Below are 18,452 nucleotides of genomic sequence, written 5' to 3' on the forward strand. Positions count from 1 at the left end.
TGTCGAAGTGCGCCCTTCGACAGGCTCAGGGACCGGGATGGTGTTACTCAGGGACCGGTGACTGCGGCTCAGGGACCGGCTGGCGAGGCCGTACGCTGCCGCTCCTGGGGCTTCGCCGCGGACGTCAGGAACGACGCCAGGACGACGACGGCGAGCACCACGATCATCGCGCCGCGCAGACCGAAGTGCTCCCCGAGGAATCCGAGCAACGGCGGCCCGACGAGGAATGCGACGTAGCCGGCCGAGGCCACCGCCCCGACGGTCGTCGTCGGATCGTCGCTCTCACCCGCCGCCGACAGGGTCACCGGGAAGCCGAGCGCCGCACCGAGCCCCCACAGCAGGACCGCAAGTCCCGCGACGAGGACACTGTCGGAGAACACGACGAGCGCGATCCCGACCGCCGACACCAGCGCGCTCACCCGCAGCACGTTGGCCTTGCCGAAGCGGGCGAGGAGGGGTTCGCCCGCGAATCGACCGATCGTCATGGCGAGTGCGAACCCGGCGAAGACGATCGATCCGACGGCCGCGGTGGTGCCGTGCCCGTCGACCATGATGAGCGGCAACCAGTCGCCGGCGGCGCCCTCGGCCAGCGCGAGGGCGAGCACGATGAGCCCGAGGAAGATCACGCGCTGCTGCCTCCACACCGCGAGCTGCGCTCGGATGCCGGGGGAGCCGGCACCCGTGTCCGCCTGTCGTCCAGTCTCGGCCGGGATCTTCGGGATCGCCCAGAGCAGCGCCACCAGCGCGACGGTCGCGACGATCAGCAGATGGATCATCACCGGGAAGGCGATCGCCGTGAGCGCGATGCCGGCGACCGAGCCGATGACGGACCCGAGGCTGTAGCAGCCGTGGAGCACGGGCAGGATGGACCGCCCGGACAGCTGCTCGATCATCGCGCCCTCGATGTTGATCGCGATCTCGGCGAGGCCGAAGCCCAGACCGATGCCGATCAGACCGAGGAAGACGCCGACGCCCTGCCCGGCACCCGCCATGAGCGCCAGGAGGGCGAGGCCGATGACGAACGCCGCCCCGCCGATGATGATCGGGCGACGCGCACCGAACCGGCGGACGAGCGCCGCGGACGACAGGATGCCCGTCATCGACCCGACGGAGATCCCGAAGAGGATGAGTCCCATCTCGGCGGTGCTCGCGTGCACGAGGTCGCGGACGGCGGGCGTCCGGACGATGAAGGACGACAGGCCCACGCCGACGGTGAGCATGAAGACGAAGATCGCCCCGCGCCGCCGCCGAAGAGGGGCGGACAGCGCGGGGCGGGGGTTCGCCTGACCGGCGCGAGCACTCATGCTCCGAGCCTAGAGGCGGTGATGCGGCGTGACGGGCGTGTTGCTAGCCCGACGGGTTCTCGACGGGGTCGCCCTCGGCGTCGGTCCCCGTCTCGGGGTCGACCTCCTCGGGCTTCGGCACATCGTGCTTCACGTCGTCGTCGTGCGTGTGCGGGGGACCGGGGCGGGGGCCGTCACTTGACATCGCCACGCCATCCCTGTCCGGTCTGGCCCTCGGATTCGACGAGCTGCTTGAAGTTGCCGAGGTCCTTCTTGACCGCATGGCCGGCCACACCGACGGCTGCGCCGAGGTGCTCGAGGAGCCCCTTGGGCTCCCAGTCGAGCTGCACGGTGACGCGCGTCTTGGCCTCCTCGAGGCGGTGGAACGTCACGACGCCGGCGTGGTCGACCTCGCCACCAGTGCTGGTCCAGGCGACGCGCTCGTCGGGGTGCTGCTCGGTGATCTCCGCCTCGAAGGTGCGGGTCTGTCCGGCGACGCTGACCGTCCACTCGGTAAGGGTGTCGGTGACCTGCGTGATCGAGTCGACCTCGTCGAGGAACTTGGGGAAGTCCTCGAAGCGGGTCCACTGGTTGTAGGCGACGGAGACGGGAACGTCGACGTCGATGGTTTCGATGACCTGGGTCATGGGCGCCATCCTCTCTGGTTCTGCGGTACCTGCATGGGTCTCGTCCGGAAAGCCCGGACGCGACTGCGACGGTACGCGTGCAAGCTGCGATTCCGGGGGCATGGCCTCGGGCGCTGCAACCTGTTACCCTGCCCGTCGCGACGCGAGCGCTCGCTCAGAGCTGGAAGCGGTACCCCATGCCGGCCTCGGTGAGCAGGTGGCGGGGAGTGGCCGGCTCAGGCTCGAGCTTCTTCCGCAGCTGCGCGATGTAGAGGCGCAGGTAGCCGGTGTCGGTCACGTGCGTCGGACCCCAGATCTCCGTGAGCAGCATCTGTCGGGTCACGAGCTTGCCGGCGTTCCGGATGAGCAGCTCGAGCACCTGCCACTCCGTCGGCGTCAGGCGGACGGTGGCCGGGGACGCACCAGGGGTCTGCCTGGTGACCTGCTTCGCAGCGAGGTCGACCACGATGTCGCCGAACCGCACGGTGGGTTCGGCCTCGGCGCCGGGGACCCGCCGGGTGAGGGCGCGGATCCTGGCGAGCAGTTCGTCGATCGCGAAGGGCTTCGTCACGTAGTCGTCGGCTCCGGCGTCGAGGGCCTCGACCTTGTCGGTCGATCCGGCACGACCGGACACCACGAGGATGGGCGCGTCGGTCCAGCCGCGGAGGCCCTCGATCACCTGCCGCCCGTCGAGCCCCGGCATGCCGAGGTCGAGCAGGTACAGGTCGGGGCGGTGCGTCGTCGCGGCGTTGAGCGCAGCGGTGCCGTCCTCGGCCGTGATGATCTCGTAGCCGCGGGCGGTGAGCGTGATGCGCAGGGCCCGGAGGATCTGGGGGTCGTCGTCGGCGATCAGGATCTTCATCGAGCGGTCCCTTCCTGATCACGTGTCGCCGGCAGCGACACCACCATGGTGAGGCCCCCACCCGGCGTGTCCTCCGGTTCGAGTGTGCCACCCATCCCCTCGACGAAGCCCTTCGACAGCGCGAGTCCGAGGCCGAGCCCGGTGAGGTTGTCGGTGTCGCCGAGGCGCTGGAAGGGGACGAACACGTCCTCGCGTCGGTCGGGCGCGATGCCCGGGCCGTGATCGACGATGCGGATCTCGACGGCGTCGCGGAACCCGCTCGTCGCGATCCGGACGGGGGTGTCGTCCGGGCTGAAACGCTGCGCGTTCGTCAGGAGATTTACGATGACGCGCTGGAGGAGGCCGGCGTCGGCGAGGACGGGCGGGAGGTCGGGTGCGAGGTCGAGCTCGGCGTCCTGCGGCCCGATGCCCAGTTCGTCGAACGCCGGCAGGATCGCGTCCTCGACGTCGATCGGCGCGACGGTCACGGCGAGGACGCCGGCCTGGAGACGACTCACGTCGAGCAGGTTCGTGACGAGGGCCGCGAGCGTGCGCAGGCTGTCGTCGGCGGTCTCGAGGAGGTCCTGGCGGTCAGCCGTGGTGAGCTCGACATCGGTCGCGCGCAAGCCGGTGACGGCGGCGGTCGCGGCGGCGAGGGGGCGCCGGAGGTCGTGACTGACCGCCGAGAGCAGCGCGCTCCGCACCCGGTCGGTCGCGGCCAGCGGGCCGACCTCCTGGGCGGTGGCGCGCAGATCGGTGTGTTCGAGCGAGGCGTCGAGCTGCGCTGCGATGACGGCGAGCAGGCGGCGGTCGGACGCGGCGAGCACCCCGCCGTGGAGTTCGAGCACCGCGCGGGTGCCGATCGGAATGCTCGTGAAGTCGCCTCCGCGGGTCGGTTCGCCGTCGACCGCGAGGACCTGCTCACCCGCGACGAGGCGCACCCCGGCGAGCGAGAAGGACTCACGGGTCCGGCTGACGAGCGCCTGCAGGGCGCCTTCGCCGCGGAGCACGCTGCCCGCGACCGTCGCGAGCAGCTCGGACTCCGCCGCCGCGCGCCTGGCCGTGCGAGCGCGCCGGGCCGAGAGGTCGACGACGCCGCTCACGATCACCGCGATGACGACGTAGAGCACGAGCGCGACGAGGTGCGCCGGGTCGTCGATGGTCACGGTGTAGAGCGGTTGGACGAAGACGAAGTCGAGCGTGACCCCGGACAGGACGGCCGCGAACACCGCCGGCCAGAACCCGCCCACGAGCGCGACCAGCACGACGAGGAGCTGGTAGGACAGCACCTCGCTCGTGATCGACTCCTCGGTGCGGGCGAGGTGGAGGAGCCAGGTGACGAGCGGCCCGCCGATGAGCGCGAGCGCGAAGCCCGCGATGTGGCGCCGTGCGCTCAGGGCACCGCCGAGCTTCGGCAGTCGGAACCTGCCGCCAGCCGCCTCGTGGTTGACGATGTGGACGTCGATGTTGCCCGACTCGCGGATGACCGTGTTGCCGATGCCGGGCCCCGTGACCGCGGCGGACAGACGACTGCGCCGGCTGACGCCGATGACGAGCTGCGTCGCGTTCGCCGCTTTCGCGAAGTCCACGAGCGCGCGCGGCACGTCGTCGCCGACGACCTGGTGGAAGGTGCCGCCGAGGGTGTCGACGAGCGCCCGCTGCTGCGCGAGCGCGCCGGGGTTCGCGGTGCGGAGGCCGTCCTGCGTCGTCACGTGCACCGCGATGAGCTCGCCACCGGAGGAACGGGCGGCGATCCGGGCGCCGCGTCGGAGCAGGGTCTCGCCCTCCGGGCCGCCGGTGAGGGCCACGACGACCCGCTCACGCGCCTCCCAGGTGCTGTCGATGCCGTGTTCGGCGCGATAGTCGCGGAGGGCGGAGTCGACCTCGTCGGCCAGCCACAGCAGCGCCAGCTCGCGCAGTGCCGTGAGATTGCCGAGGCGGAAGTAGTTGGACAGTGCGGCGTCGATCCGTTCGGCCGGGTAGACCCGGCCGCCGGCGAGCCGGTCGCGGAGTGCCTGTGGAGCGAGGTCGATGAGTTCGATCTGGTCGGCCGCCCGCAGCACGGCGTCGGGGATCGTCTCCCGCTGCGGCGCCCCGGTGATCTGCCGGACGACGTCGTTCAGCGACTCGATGTGCTGGATGTTCACCGTCGAGAGCACGGAGACGCCGGCGGCGAGCAGGGCCTCGACGTCCTGCCAGCGCTTCTCGTTCGTGGAGCCGGGGGCGTTCGTGTGGGCCAGTTCGTCGACGAGCGCGAGTCCGGGGCGGCGTGCGAGGACGGCCTCGAGGTCCATCTCGTCGAGCGTCACACCCCGGTGCTCGACGCCCCGACGCGGCAGCGTCTCGAGCCCCTCCGTCAAGGCAGCGGTCGCGGCCCGACCGTGGGTCTCGACGACCGCGACGACCACGTCGACGCCCTCCCCGGCGAGGCGGTGCCCCTCCTCGAGCATGGCGTAGGTCTTGCCGACCCCGGGGGCCGCGCCGAGGAGCACCCGGAGTCGTCCGCGCTGCATGGTGTTCAGTTCTCCTGGAGCATGGCGCTCTGCCTGCCGACCCCGGGGGCCGCGCTGTGTCGTCCGCGCTGCATGATTATCCGTTCAGTCCGGCCACGGCGAGGTTGAGCTGCAGGACGTTGACCGTGGACTCCCCAAGGTAGCCGAGGTCGGGGCCCTGCGTCAGACGCTCGACGAGGGCACGGACCTCGTCCTCGTCGAGGCCGCGCTCGGCGGCGACACGGGGCACCTGCAGCAGCGCGTAGGCCGGGCTGATGTGCGGATCGAGACCGGACGCGGAGGCCGTCAGCGCGTCGGCGGGGATGCTCGACGGATCGACGTCCTCGAAGGCGGCGATGGCCGCGCGGCGCTCCTCGATCGAGGCGACGAGGTCGGTGTTCTCCGGCCCGAGGTTGCTGCCGCTCGACGCGCCACCGTCGTAGCCGTCGCCGGCCGCCGACGGACGCGACTGGAACCACTGCGCCAGCGGCTTGCCGTCGGCGTCGGTGAACGACTGCCCGATGAGCGCCGAGCCGACCGTCGTGCCACCCTCGGTGACCGCGGATCCGTTCGCCTGCCAGGACATCGTCGCCTGCCCGATGCCGGTGACGATAAGGGGGTAGCCGACGCCGAGGACGACGGTGAGGGCGAGCATGGCCCTGATGGCGACCCAGTACTGGGCGATGCCGCTGCGGGATGCACTCATGATGTTCTGTCTGCTTTCGTGTGCTTGGTGGGGCTCAGAAGCCGGGGATGAGGGTGACGACGAGGTCGATCAGCTTGATCTGGGTCGTCGGCTCAGAAGCCGGGGATGAGGGTGACGACGAGGTCGATCAGCTTGATGCCGATGAACGGCGCGATCACGCCACCGAGCCCGTAGACCAACAGGTTCCGGCTGAGGACCTTCGAGGCGCTGAGCGGGCGGTACTTCACCCCGCGGAGGGCCAGCGGGATCAGGATCACGATGATGATCGCGTTGAAGATGATCGCCGAGAGGATCGCCGACGCGGGGGAGTGCAGCTGCATGATGTTGAGCAGTGCGAGCCCCGGGAACACCCCGGCGAACATGGCCGGGATGATCGCGAAGTACTTGGCGACGTCGTTCGCGATCGAGAACGTCGTGAGGGCGCCTCGCGTGATGAGCAGCTGCTTGCCGATCCGGACGATGTCGATGAGCTTCGTCGGGTCGGAGTCGAGGTCGACCATGTTGCCGGCCTCCTTCGCAGCGGAGGTGCCCGTGTTCATCGCGACACCGACGTCGGCCTGTGCGAGCGCCGGAGCGTCGTTCGTGCCGTCACCGGTCATCGCGACGAGGTTGCCGCCCTCCTGCTCCTTGCGGATGAGCTCGAGCTTCTGCTCGGGCGTCGCCTCGGCCAGGAAGTCGTCGACTCCGGCCTCGGCGGCGATCGCCTTCGCGGTGAGCGGGTTGTCACCCGTGATCATGACCGTGCGGATGCCCATGGCGCGCAGCTCGGCGAACCGCTCCGCGATGCCGGCCTTGACGACGTCCTTCAGTCGGACGACGCCGAGCACCCGCGCGGTGCCGGTGGTGTCGGTCTGCGCGACGACGAGCGGGGTGCCGCCGCCGGCGGACACCGCCTCGACGTGCTCCTGGAGCTCGGCGCGGGTCGCGTCGGCGAGGGGGCCGAACGACTCCACCCAGGCCAGCACGGCCGAGCCGGCGCCCTTGCGGATCTGTGCGCCGTCCGGCTGGTCGAGGCCGCTCATGCGGGTCTGCGCGGTGAACGGGACGATCTCGCCGGCCCCGGACCCGTCCAGGTGGATGCCACGCTCGGCCGCGAGGTCGACGATCGACTTGCCCTCGGGCGTCGGGTCGCTGAGCGAGGACCGGGCTGCGGCCTGCGCGAGTTCCTCCGGCGTGACACCGCGGAGGGCGATGAACTCGACCGCCTGGCGGTTGCCGTAGGTGATGGTGCCGGTCTTGTCGAGCAGCAGGGTCGTGACGTCGCCGGCGGCCTCGACCGCGCGGCCGGACATCGCGAGGACGTTCCGCTGCACGAGTCGGTCCATGCCGGCGATGCCGATGGCCGAGAGCAGGGCGCCGATGGTCGTCGGGATGAGGCAGACGAGCAGGGCGATGAGGACCGGGACGCTGACCGGAGCAGCCGCATAGGAGGCGATGGGGTTGAGCGTGAGCGCGACGACCACGAATACGATCGACAGGCTCGCGAGCAGGATGTTGAGCGCGATCTCGTTCGGCGTCTTCTGCCGCGCCGCACCCTCGACGAGGCCGATCATGCGGTCGACGAAGGTCTCGCCGGGCTTCGAGGTGATGCGGACGACGATGCGGTCCGACAGCACGCGGGTGCCGCCCGTGACGGCGCTGCGGTCGCCGCCGGACTCGCGGACGACCGGGGCCGACTCGCCCGTGATCGCCGACTCGTCGACCGAGGCGATGCCCCAGACGATGTCGCCGTCGCCCGGGACGAGCTCGCCGGCGGTCACCACGACGACGTCGCCGAGGGTGAGGTCCGCGGAGGAGACCTGGCCGACGGCGGCGTGCTCCGCGGACGGGTCCGCCGAGGCGTCGTAGGCCGTGACCTGGTTCGCCATGGTCGAGGTGCGCGTCTTGCGGAGGCTGTCTGCCTGCGCCTTGCCGCGTCCCTCGGCCACGGACTCAGCGAGGTTCGCGAAGACGACCGTGAGCCACAACCAGATCGCGATGCCCCAGGTGAACGACGCCGGCACGGCCGACCCGCCGGATTCCTGCGCACCACCGAGGAACGGTTCGGCGATCGCGAGGACGGTCGTCAGTGCCGCCCCGACCTCGACGATGAACATGACCGGGTTCTTGACCATGAGTCGCGGGTCGAGTTTGCGGAAGGCGCCCGGGGTCGCGGCGAGCAGCTGTGCCGGGCCGAACGCGGCCTTCGCGGGCTCGTGGTGGTGGTCCTGCTCCTGCTCGGGTTCCGCCGGGGCGGGAAGCGTGTGCGTGGTGGACATGGTTTATGACAGCCCTTCCGCCAGGGGACCTGGCGCGAGTACGGGGAAGGAGGTGAGTGCGGTGATGATCACGCGGTGTGCGTCGTGGACCTGGCTCATGACAGCCCTTCCGCCAGGGGACCCAGCGCGAGTACGGGGAAGTAGGTGAGTGCGGTGATGATCACGGCGACACCGGTGAGGAGGCCGACGAACTGCGGCCGGTTGGTCGGGAGCGTTCCGGCGGTCGAGGGGACCCGGTCCTGTGCGGCCAGCGAACCGGCGAGCGCGAGGACGAGCACGATCGGGACGAAGCGGCCGAGGAGCATGGCGACACCGAGCGCCGTGTTGAACCACGGGGTGTTCGCCGTGAGGCCGGCGAACGCGGAACCGTTGTTGTTCGACGCAGAGGTGAAGGCGTAGAGGACCTCGGAGAGGCCGTGGAGGCCCGGGTTCCAGATCGACGTCGTCTCCACGTCCGAGCGGACGCCGGGGATGGCGAAGCTCAGTGCGGTGCCGGCGAGCACGAGGGTCGGCGTCACGAGGATGTACAGGCTCGCGAGCTTGATCTCCCGTGGGCCGATCTTCTTGCCGAGGTACTCCGGCGTCCGGCCGACGAGCAGCCCACCGATGAACACGGCGATGACGGCGAGGACGAGCATGCCGTAGAGGCCTGAGCCGACGCCGCCGGGGGCGATCTCGCCGAGCATCATGTTGATCATCGGCATCATGCCGCCGAGTGCGGTGTACGAGTCGTGCATCGAGTTGACGGCACCCGTCGAGGTGAGTGTCGAGGTCGAGCCGAACAGCGTCGAGGCGAAGACGCCGAAGCGCTGCTCCTTGCCCTCCATCGCGCCGCCGGCCGCCATCGGTGCCGCTCCGAGGCCGCGGGCTTCGAGCGCCGTGAGGATCGAGAACGAGGCGAGGAAGATGACGCCCATGACCGCGAGGATCGTATAGCCCTGCTTGTGGTCGCCGACCATGCGGCCGAAGGTGCGCGGCAGGGAGAACGGGATCGCGAGCATGAGGATGTTCTGCACGAGGCTCGTCCAGGCGGTCGGGTTCTCGAAGGGGTGCGCGGAGTTCGCGTTGAAGAACCCGCCGCCGTTCGTGCCGAGGAGCTTGATGGCCTCCTGCGAGGCGACCGGCCCGCCGGGGATGGTCTGCGTCGCGCCCGTGATGGTCGTGACGTCGGTGAAGCCGTTGAGGTTCTGGATGGTCCCGCCCGCGATGAGCACGACCGCCATGACGACGGAGAGCGGCAGGAGCACGCGGAGGGTGCCGCGGGTGAGGTCGACCCAGAAGTTGCCGATGGTGCCGCTGCGGCGACTCGCGAAGCCGCGGACGAGGGCGATGGCGACCGCGATGCCGACGGCCGCGGACACGAAGTTCTGCACCGCGAGGCCCGTGAGCTGCACGGTGTAGCCCATCGTGACCTCGGGGGAGTACGACTGCCAGTTGGTGTTCGTGACGAAGGACACGGCCGTGTTGAACGACAGGCCCTCGGGGACGGCGGGGAGGCCGAGCGCGAAGGGCAGGACGGCCTGGGCTCGCTGCAGGGCGTAGACGAGGAGGACGCCGACGAGCGAGAAGGCGAGCACCCCGCGGAGGTAGGCCTGCCAGGTCTGCTCGGAGCGGGCGTCGACACCGATCACGCGGTAGAAGCCGCGCTCGACGGCGAAGTCCTTACTGGAGGTGTACACCCGGGCGAGGTACTCACCGAGCGGACGGTAGAGCAGCACGAGGACCAGGACGAGGGTAGAGACCTGGAGGATCGCGAAGAGGGTCTGCATCAGAACCTCTCGGGTTTCACGAGCGCGTACACGAGGTACACGACGGCGGCGACGGCCAGGACGGCGGCGAGGAGTTCGAAGACGATCACAGTCTCTCCACTCCCCGGGCGACGAGGCCGACCAGAGCGAACACGGCGATGACGCCGAGCACGTAGACGAGGTCGAGCAAGAGGACTCCAGTGGGTGCGTGGTGCGGGTGCGTGGTGCTGTGTCCCGTTCGGGACAGCTCAGAGCCAACACCCGTCAACGACCTCCGACGGCGGTCCTCACGGTTTCCATACGCCTTCCGCGTGGATCCTCACGACCTCCCTACGGTGCGTGGTGCGCGGGGCTCGAACGCCCACGCGCGGGCGGGATTGTCGCGGGTGATCGTCGACACCGTTTCGGCGCCGAGGGCCCGCGCCAGCTGCGGTGCGACGGTCGTCAGGAGCGCCGCCGGACCGTACTCCTCCGGCCGAGCGCGGGAGGTGGACGTGGTCGTGTCGGCGCCGAGGAGCAGTGCGGGCAGATGCCCGTCGTCGATGAGGGCTTCGAGGATCCGCGCCAGTCGAGCGGGGTCCATCGGATGAGCCGGCGATGGCGTGTCGAGGCACACCCACGCGCCGGAACGCGCGGCATCGAGGATCTGCTCGACGTGAGTGTTGCGGCCGAGATGTCCGAGGACGATGGACCTCGGGTCCACCTCGTCGGCATCCAGCGCCGCCAGGACGAGGTTGGCCGCCGCTCCCTGCTCGAGGTGTACCGCGATCGGTACACCGGTGGCGTGATGCGCCATCGCGGCGGCCCGCAACGCGACCCGCTCGTCCTCGGCGAGGCGGTCGACGCCGACACCGATCTTGATCAGTCCGCACCCGTGCCGGTCGACGTCGTCGATGAACGCCGCGGCGAGATCGTCGGCCGAGCGCGCGGGTTCCGCAGCACCGTCGGGGTAGACGCGTCGCAGATGTCGTCCGGTCGCCGCCACGACGTGGACCCCCGTCGACGCACTGATCCGCCGGAGTGCCGGGAGGCCGCGTCCGAGACCTCGAGGCGTCCACTGGACGACGGTCCTGCCGCCCGCCGCTGCGAACCGCTCGACCGCGGTCGTGGCGTCAGGCTCCTCGACGAGGTCCTCACCGGCCAGGACCGGTGTCCGCAGGAAGAGGTGGTCGTGGGAGTCGACCACGCCCGCGGTGGCCGGGTCGATGTCGCCGAGCACCGTGCGGATCACCCGGGTCATCGCGTGTCGGCATCCACGCCGGTCGCCGCTTCGGGGAGGAGTCGCAGGGCCGCCATCACCCGGGGCAGCCCGACATACGGCACGAGGTGGACGAGCGCCTCGGCGAGCTCCGTCCGGGTCATGCCGATCCGGAGCGACGTCGTGAGGTGACCGCTGAGTTGCGGGTCGACGCCGCCGAGCGCGGTCAGCGCACCGATGATGAGCAGTTGTCGGTCGCGTGGGGTCAGGCCCTCGCGCTGGTACGTCCCACCGAACACGGCGCCGACGATCCACTCGTCGAAGCCCGGCGCCGCCGCATCGACCGTCGCGCGCCAGGCCGAGGTCGTCGTCTCGTCCTGTAGCTCCGCCAGTCGTTCGCGGCCGGCCGCCACATCGAACACCTCGTGCATCGTCTCTTCCCGCATCGTCGCTCCCTCCCTCGTCCCAGCTGTAACGGTTGACACGTTACACTCGAACCATGACGACCGAGACCGACTTCCGCTTCGACGGCGGAGCCACCTGGCTGAACCTGCTCGCCACGCAGGGACAGAGCTTCGGAACGCGGCCGGTGGAGCGGATCGGGACGCCCGAGGCGGGACGGCGGTGGCTCGGCCTGGTCGGGTTCGGGGTGGTTGGCGAGCTGAGCTCCGACGACCTCGACCGCCTCGTGCGGTTGCGGGAAGCGCTCCGCGAGCTGGCGATGGCGGCGGTCGCCGGGCGCGAACCGGCCCCGGATGATCTCGCGCAGGTGCGTGGGCACGCGTCGAGGTCGGCCGGAGCGCTGTGGAGCGGTCCCGCTCCGGATGGCGTCCCGCTCGACGCGGCGCTCGCCGCGATCGCCATCCAGGCACTGGTCATGCTGCAGGGGCCGGACCGGGCGTTGTTGCATCAGTGCGCCGAGGTCGACTGTCGCTGGGTGTTCCTCGACACCTCCCGCAGGCGGCACTGGTGTCCGTCGCCGGCCTGTGCCAGTCGGGGTCGGGTCCGCGCCCACCGCGCACGACAGGGTGGCCCGAGCGCCGACTGACTCGGGCCGACCCTCCTCCGCGACGTGCAGTGCCCGCGATGCTCAGTGCCCGAGCGTGTGGGCGTGATCCGGCACGTACCGGTACCGTTCGCGCGCGGGTCGGTCGTACCCGTCGGCGCCCGGCCGCTCGGGGATGTCGATCGGCTCGGGGGCGCGCTGCTCGTAGGGGATCTGAGAGAGCAGGTGCGAGATCGCGTTCAACCGGGACGCCCGCTTGTCGTCGCTCTCGATCGTCCACCAGGGTGCGTCCGCGTGGTCGGTGGCCTCGAACATCTCGTCCTTGGCGCGCGAGTAGTCCTCCCAGCGGGTGATCGACTGGAGGTCCGTGTCGGACAGCTTCCAGCGACGCATCGGGTCGTCGAGACGCGAGCGGAACCGCTGCTCCTGGACGTCGTCGGAGACCGAGAACCAGTACTTGATGAGGATGATGCCGTCCTCGACGAGCATCCGCTCGAACACGGGAGTCTGGCGGAGGAATCGCCGGTACTGCTCAGGGGTGCAGTAGTCCATCACCCGTTCGACGCCGGCACGGTTGTACCACGAGCGGTCGAACAGCACGATCTCGCCCGCCGTGGGCAGGTGCTGGACGTAGCGCTGGAAGTACCACTGGCCGCGCTCCTGCTCACCAGGGGTCGGCAGGGCGGCGACCCGTGCCGAACGCGGGTTCAGATATTGGACGATGCGCTTGATCGCGCCGCCCTTGCCTGCGGCGTCTCGGCCCTCGAAGACCACGACGACCCGTGCGCCGGTCTCGATCACCCAGCGCTGCATCGCGACCAGTTCGATCTGGAGTCGTTCCAGTTCCGCTTCGTAGCGGTCCTTCCGGATGCGTTTGGGTGGCTTGTTCCGGTTCGGAGCCTTCGACATGCTGCGTGTTCCCGCCCGTCCCCGCGAGGACTGGTTCGACGCCTGATCGGCGCGTTGGTGCAGTGCTCGGTGCCCGCCCCGGCGGAGCGGTACTCACGCCCAGCCTGCGCCTGCCGATCGATATCCGTGGGGGCGTGTCATCCGTGCGCCGACAGGCGTATAGTCACGCGCGCGCTGCGATCAGTCCGAACGGGTCAACCCGTCGCGGAGGGCGACGAGATGGGTGCGGCTGCGGTCGAACGCCGCGGTGGCATCGCGATCGGCGACCGCCTGCACGATCTGCTCGTGGACGAGCTGGTCGTGGTCCGTCCCCGGCTCGCCGCTGAGGCGGAGCATCTGGATCATCGCCTCGCGGCTGCGCTCGGCGAAGGTGTCGAACAGTTCGGTGAGGATCTCGTTCCCGCTCGCGGCGACGATGCTCCGGTGGAGCGCCGTGTCGGCGTCGACCCGCCCCTCGATGGTCGCGCGATCAGCGTTCCGATGGGCCAGCGCTGCCCGGATGGCGGCCAGATCGGACGCCGTGTGGCGTTGCGCGGCGAGGGCAGCCGCCTCGCACTCGATGGCGATGCGTGCCTCGACGACCGAGCCGATCGCGGTCCGCAGGACGAGCGCGTCCCAATCCTGGACAGGCGTGCGCGCCTCGAGGAAGTTCCCCGATCCCTGCCGGGTCGAGAGCACGCCTTGGCCGGCCAGCTGACGGATCGCCTCGCGCATGGTCGACCGGCCCACGCCGAGCTGCGGTGCCAGGGTCGTCTCGCCGGGCAGCTTCTGGCCGATCTCCCACTCGCCGGCCTGGATGCGTTGCAGCAGCAAGCGTGCGACCTGGTCGGAGAGCGATTCGCGGTGCACCGTGTCCATGACTCGATCATAGTCCTCAGCTTGTCTGACAAGTTGTGTTAGCGTAGCCGCGTGATCCCCGCAGACTCCCGACTCTCCACCCCCGCCGGTCCTGTCCCGCCCTCCGCGCCGAGCTGGAACCGACAGCGGCACTCCCAGATGCCGTCCCATCGCTACCAGGACCTGTACTCGCGGGTGGACGTCCCCCTCCTCGACCGCACCTGGCCGTCGAGACGACTGACCGAGGCGCCGCTCTGGGTGCCGGTGGACCTGCGCGACGGGAACCAGGCGCTTGCCGAACCCATGGACTCCGAGCGGAAACGGGTCTTCTTCGAGCTGATGGTCACGATGGGGTACAAGGAGATCGAGGTCGGCTACCCCTCCGCCTCGCAGACCGACTACGACTTCGTCCGCCTGATCGCCGAGACCGACATCGCTCCCGAGGACGTCACGATCGTGGTCTTCACACCGGCCCGCCGCGACCTGATCGAGCGCACCGTCGAGTCGATCCGTGGGATCCGGAACCCGGTCGTCATCCACCTGTACACCGCGACGGCGCCGCTCTGGCGGGAGGTCGTCCTCGGACACGACCGCGACTCACTCCGCGCGCTCATCCTCGCCGGCGGCGCCGACGTCCTCGAGTTCGCCGGCGATCTCGACGGGGTGCGGTTCGAGTTCTCCCCGGAGGTCTTCAACCTGACGGAGCCGGACTACGCCCTCGAACTCTGCGACGCGATGACGACCCTCTGGGACGCCTCGACGGACCGACCGGTGATCCTCAACCTGCCGGCGACCGTCGAAGCGGCGAGCCCGAACGTCTACGCGGACCAGATCGAGTACATGCACCGGAACCTCGACCGTCGCGACGCCGTCATCCTGTCGGTCCACCCCCACAACGACCGCGGCACCGGGATCGCGTGCGCTGAACTCGCGGTCCTCGCGGGCGCTCAACGCGTCGAAGGGTGCATCTTCGGCAACGGCGAGCGGACCGGCAACGTCGACCTCGCGACCCTCGCGCTCAACCTGCACGCCCAGGGCGTCGACCCGATGATCGACTTCTCCGACATCGACCACATCCGTCGGGTCGTGGAGCACAGCAACCGCATCGAGATCCACCCGCGCCACCCCTACGTCGGCGACCTCGTCCACACCGCGTTCTCGGGGACGCATCAGGATGCGATCAAGAAGGGCTTCGCGGAACACCGAGCGCGGGCCGAGGCGACCGGCAGCCGTCCGGAGGACCTCCCGTGGCGCGTGCCCTACCTGCCGGTCGACCCCGCGGACCTCGGCCGGAGCTACGAGGCGGTCATCCGGGTGAACTCGCAGTCGGGCAAGGGCGGCATCGCCTACCTGCTCGAGCGCGACTACGGCATCGAGATGCCCCGTCGTCTCCAGGTGGACTTCTCGCGTCGCGTCCAGCAGCAGGCGGACGAGACCGGTCGCGAACTGGACGCCGAGGCGTTGCTCGCGGCGTTCGAGCGCAGCTACCTGTCGGCGACGCCGTCCCGGGTCGAGCTGCTCGAGGTCGATGTGGCGACGACCGGCGAGACCTCGCGGACGACGGTCGGTCTCCGGATCGACGGCGACCGACATGAGGCCACCTTCGCCGACGTCGGCCCGGTCGAGGCGGCGACCCGTCTCCTCGCCGACCACGGCGTCCACGTCGAGATCGTCTCCCTGCATCAGACCTCGCTCAGTTCCGGAAGCGGCGCCGAGGCCTTGACCCTCCTCGAGGTCCGCCGTGGCCCGCAGACGGTGTGGGCAGCCGGGCGCCATCGCTCCGTGCTGGAGGCGTCGGTCCGCGCCGTCGTCAACGCTGCGAGCCGGTAGTCGCCCTGCCCTACGCTGGGAGGCTGAGGGCGTCGAGGGGATCTGGATCAGTGGAACTGCGGTGGCTGACGGCGCCCGAACACGAGGTCGCCGCGGCGATGGCGGACGAGCGTCGCTCCGGCCGGCCCAAACGGGTGCCCACCGGGCGGAGAGTGCTCTTCCATCTCTACTTCAGCCTCGTCCTCTGGTACCTGGCGATCGCGCTCGTCTCGGTCGGGGTCAGCGTCGACGAATACCACGACCGTCGCGTCGAGCCTGATGACGTCATCGGCCTGGTCGTCGCCGCGCTCGTCCTCGTCGGGCTGCTCGTCGGTGCCTGGTTCCTGTACCGCTGGTCGCGACGCCCGCCGTCGCCGAAGGCGCGTCTCGCCGGATGGCGGACCCATCTGACGGCGGTGGCCAACGGCTTCGAGGAGCAACCGAAGGGTCGGGCGATGTTCTCCTCGCTCATCACCACGACGGGGAAGTACAACAACGCGTTCATCTCCACGCCGGGACCACAGGTGCAGTCCCACCCGCGGTTCGTCGGCGACCGGGTCGAGTTCGGCAACCTGGTCGACGACGTGAAGCGGTCGCGGGACTGGCACTACCTGACCGTGCAGCTGCCGGCCCCGCTCCCGCACCTCCTGCTCGACGCGACGACGAACGACACCGTCCGCAGCGACCTGCCGCCGGGCCTCGACCGGGGTCTGCGGATCTCCCTCGAGGGCGACTTCGACCGCTGGTTCCGCGTCTACGCGCCGTCCGGGTACGGGACGGACGCGCGATACGTGCTGACCCCCGACGTGATGTCGTCGCTCGTCAGCACCGCGGCGTACTACAACGTGGAGATGGTCGACGATCGGGTCGTCTTCTTCAGTAAGCCGGCCGCCGACTTCTCGTACGCCGCCCCCTGGGTCGCCATCGATGCGATCCTCACCGACCTCGTCCCGCGTCTCATCACGAGGGCCGAGCGGTACCGCGACGAACGGGTGGCGGGGCAGGATGCCGAGAGCGTCCTCGAGGCGGCGCGGGACGCCATGGAGGCTGAGCAGGTCTGGACCCGGAAGGAGACGGTCGTCGGCGAGGAGGGCCGGCGCCTCACCGTCCGGGCGCGCTTCCATGCGATCTGGGTGGCCGTCGGTGCGGTCAGTTGGCTCGTCACCCGCACGCTGCTCTACTTCATCCCCGCCGCCTTCGCCTTCGCGGGGTTCATGTCCGTGGTGGACGGGCGCTAGCCGCGACCGAGTCGCCCGAATCTGCTCGGATCCACGCCGAAATCGGACCGATCCGGGCGACCCAGCGGGCAGGGTCGCGGAACATCCGGCGACGCGATCGCGTTCGCATCGGTGTGACCCTCACCGCGACCCCTCCAGCGTCGACGATCGACACCTTCGATCGCGCTCTCGCGAGCCTGGAGTGGACGATCCACGGCACCGACCGCGACCGCCTCGCCGCGGGCAACCCGCTGCGACGACCGCACACGGCGTCCGGCTTCGTCTACCTCTCCAGTGGACGTGTCCGCCTCACCGCCGCAGACGGCACCCGCGACCTCGACGCCGGGGACCTCGTCTTCTTCCCCCGCGCCCACGCCACGACGGTGGTCGCGCTCGAGGACGCCGAGCTCCTCGACGTCGCCTTCACCCCGCCGGGTCAGCGCCAACAGGTGGCGGAGACGCTGCCCGAGCACCTGTACGTCGCCGACTTCGCCGGGCAGGAGCCCTCGATGGTGGCGCTCATCGCAGGCATGGGGTGCCCGCAGGCGACTGGCCGTCCGCGGCCGGGCGACACCGTCATCTGCAGCCGCATCGCGACCACGATCGTGTCGGCCGCGCTGCGCACGTGGAACGAGGCCGGCTGCGCGCCGGACCGCTGGCTGCAGCGCATCGGTGACCCGCACATCGGCGCGGTCCTCGACGCCCTGCACGCCGAACCGGGGCGACCGTGGACCTTCGAGACGCTCGCCCGCATCGCCATGATGTCGCGGTCGGCGTTCGCCGAGCGGTTCCGCGAGGTCGTCGGGCACACTCCGCGCGCCTACCTCACGACCGTTCGCATGGAGACAGCCAAGGGGCTCATCCTCACGGGCGACGCTTCCGTGGCCGAGCTCGCCGGCGCGCTCGGCTACGTGTCCGAAGACGGCTTCGCGCGCGCCTTCCAGCGGTACACGGGCCTCACGCCGGCGCGCTGGCGTGCCGAGGCGGCGCAGGCCGCGTAGGTGCTCGGTCGGACCGCCCTCGGCATCACCGCGCGGTGCGCGCCGACCCGAACACGATGCCGCCGACGATCGCGGAGATCGCCGCGACCGTGAGCGCTGGGACGATGCCGACCGCGTCGACGAGCAGACCACCCGCACCGGCACCGACGGTGATCGCGAGCTGGAACCCCGCGACCACGAGTCCACCACCGGACTCCATGCGGTCCGGCACGAGGCGACCCATCCACGTGCTCAGGGTCGTCAGCCAGGCGCCGAAGCCCATGCCCCAGGTGGTGATCGCGATGGTCACGATCCAGGGTTGCCCCGGGAACAGGGTCACGAGCGCGATCGAGACGCCGATGAAGGCCGGGACGACGTAGCGCAGGGCCGCCAGGTGGCGGTCGACGAGGAGTCCGATCACGAAGTTGCCGACCACGCCGCCGAGACCGAACGCGGCGAGGAGGACGGCCACACCGGCCGCGTCGAGGTCGGGCACCCGCTCGATCGCGAGCCGGGATGTAGGTGAAGGCGATGAAGTGCCC

The 18,452-nt window shown here is 70.3% G+C and carries 18 protein-coding genes; 4 read left to right on the forward strand and 14 right to left on the reverse strand.

Annotated features, from left to right (window positions below; translation table 11 throughout):
- Positions 1-68: 68 nt before the first annotated feature.
- From ITJ66_RS03700 to ITJ66_RS03750, 11 genes are all read right to left on the reverse strand, one after another.
- Positions 69-1,304 carry an MFS transporter gene (locus tag ITJ66_RS03700; protein WP_194643517.1) on the reverse strand — a complete coding sequence of 412 codons (1,236 nt, stop codon included), beginning with the start codon at positions 1,302-1,304 and terminating at the stop codon, positions 69-71.
- 43 nt (positions 1,305-1,347) lie between these two features.
- Positions 1,348-1,488 (reverse strand): hypothetical protein, encoded by a 141-nt coding sequence (locus ITJ66_RS03705; RefSeq protein ID WP_159877259.1) that lies wholly within the window; start codon positions 1,486-1,488, stop codon positions 1,348-1,350.
- On the reverse strand, positions 1,478-1,930 hold the full coding sequence (locus ITJ66_RS03710; RefSeq protein WP_191940288.1) for an SRPBCC family protein: 453 nt from the start codon (positions 1,928-1,930) through the stop codon (positions 1,478-1,480). The genes ITJ66_RS03705 and ITJ66_RS03710 overlap by 11 nt, the downstream gene beginning before the upstream one ends.
- A gap of 154 nt (positions 1,931-2,084) precedes the next feature.
- The gene (locus ITJ66_RS03715) at positions 2,085-2,771 is read right to left on the reverse strand and encodes a response regulator (protein ID WP_159877263.1); all 687 of its coding nucleotides are present in this window, start codon (positions 2,769-2,771) and stop codon (positions 2,085-2,087) included.
- On the reverse strand, positions 2,768-5,263 hold the full coding sequence (locus ITJ66_RS03720) for a DUF4118 domain-containing protein (protein WP_194643519.1): 2,496 nt from the start codon (positions 5,261-5,263) through the stop codon (positions 2,768-2,770). Before ITJ66_RS03720 ends, ITJ66_RS03715 begins: the two co-directional genes overlap by 4 nt.
- Positions 5,264-5,339: 76 nt before the next feature.
- Entirely contained in the window at positions 5,340-5,948 is a 609-nt protein-coding gene (gene kdpC, locus ITJ66_RS03725) for a potassium-transporting ATPase subunit KdpC (protein ID WP_194643521.1), read from the reverse strand.
- A 92-nt stretch (positions 5,949-6,040) separates the two neighbouring features.
- A complete protein-coding gene (gene kdpB / locus ITJ66_RS03730) occupies positions 6,041-8,206 on the reverse strand; it encodes a potassium-transporting ATPase subunit KdpB (RefSeq protein ID WP_137242525.1) in 2,166 nt (721 codons plus the stop codon).
- Positions 8,207-8,301: 95 nt separating this feature from the next.
- Positions 8,302-9,975: a potassium-transporting ATPase subunit KdpA gene (gene kdpA / locus ITJ66_RS03735; protein ID WP_194643523.1), complete on the reverse strand. Its 1,674-nt coding sequence runs from the start codon at positions 9,973-9,975 to the stop codon at positions 8,302-8,304.
- The gene (gene kdpF, locus ITJ66_RS03740; RefSeq protein WP_056009336.1) at positions 9,975-10,064 is read right to left on the reverse strand and encodes a K(+)-transporting ATPase subunit F; all 90 of its coding nucleotides are present in this window, start codon (positions 10,062-10,064) and stop codon (positions 9,975-9,977) included. The genes kdpA and kdpF overlap by 1 nt, the downstream gene beginning before the upstream one ends.
- Before the next feature lie 209 nt (positions 10,065-10,273).
- On the reverse strand, positions 10,274-11,194 hold the full coding sequence (locus ITJ66_RS03745) for a phosphotriesterase (RefSeq protein WP_194643525.1): 921 nt from the start codon (positions 11,192-11,194) through the stop codon (positions 10,274-10,276).
- Positions 11,191-11,598 carry a carboxymuconolactone decarboxylase family protein gene (locus ITJ66_RS03750; protein WP_228501470.1) on the reverse strand — a complete coding sequence of 136 codons (408 nt, stop codon included), beginning with the start codon at positions 11,596-11,598 and terminating at the stop codon, positions 11,191-11,193. The genes ITJ66_RS03745 and ITJ66_RS03750 overlap by 4 nt, the downstream gene beginning before the upstream one ends.
- A 53-nt stretch (positions 11,599-11,651) precedes the next feature.
- On the opposite strand from ITJ66_RS03750, the gene ITJ66_RS03755 reads away from it, so the two are divergent.
- The gene (locus ITJ66_RS03755; RefSeq protein ID WP_194643527.1) at positions 11,652-12,200 is read left to right on the forward strand and encodes an ABATE domain-containing protein; all 549 of its coding nucleotides are present in this window, start codon (positions 11,652-11,654) and stop codon (positions 12,198-12,200) included.
- Positions 12,201-12,242: 42 nt separating this feature from the next.
- Here the strand turns inward: ITJ66_RS03755 and ppk2 are convergent, their stop codons facing one another.
- Entirely contained in the window at positions 12,243-13,067 is an 825-nt protein-coding gene (ppk2, locus tag ITJ66_RS03760) for a polyphosphate kinase 2 (protein WP_137242521.1), read from the reverse strand.
- Between the two features lie 180 nt (positions 13,068-13,247).
- Positions 13,248-13,925, reverse strand: coding sequence for a FadR/GntR family transcriptional regulator (locus ITJ66_RS03765; protein WP_194643529.1), 678 nt, complete (start codon positions 13,923-13,925; stop codon positions 13,248-13,250).
- Positions 13,926-14,063: 138 nt separating this feature from the next.
- Here ITJ66_RS03765 and ITJ66_RS03770 point away from each other — a divergent pair, with 138 nt between their 5' ends.
- The 3 genes from ITJ66_RS03770 to ITJ66_RS20085 all read left to right on the forward strand — a co-directional run bounded on the left by ITJ66_RS03770 (position 14,064) and on the right by ITJ66_RS20085 (position 17,931).
- Complete coding sequence (locus ITJ66_RS03770; protein WP_194644771.1) at positions 14,064-15,734, forward strand: 2-isopropylmalate synthase; 1,671 nt, start codon at positions 14,064-14,066, stop codon at positions 15,732-15,734.
- Positions 15,735-15,784: 50 nt separating this feature from the next.
- On the forward strand, positions 15,785-16,951 hold the full coding sequence (locus ITJ66_RS03775; RefSeq protein ID WP_194643531.1) for a hypothetical protein: 1,167 nt from the start codon (positions 15,785-15,787) through the stop codon (positions 16,949-16,951).
- A 113-nt stretch (positions 16,952-17,064) separates the two neighbouring features.
- Entirely contained in the window at positions 17,065-17,931 is an 867-nt protein-coding gene (locus tag ITJ66_RS20085; protein ID WP_370582564.1) for an AraC family transcriptional regulator, read from the forward strand.
- 25 nt (positions 17,932-17,956) lie between these two features.
- Here the strand turns inward: ITJ66_RS20085 and ITJ66_RS20090 are convergent, their stop codons facing one another.
- Positions 17,957-18,406: an MFS transporter gene (locus ITJ66_RS20090; RefSeq protein ID WP_370582565.1), complete on the reverse strand. Its 450-nt coding sequence runs from the start codon at positions 18,404-18,406 to the stop codon at positions 17,957-17,959.
- Positions 18,407-18,452 lie beyond the last annotated feature (46 nt).

Source organism: Plantibacter sp. VKM Ac-2885, from assembly GCF_015351205.1.
GTDB classification, from domain to species: Bacteria; Actinomycetota; Actinomycetes; order Actinomycetales; family Microbacteriaceae; genus Plantibacter; species Plantibacter auratus.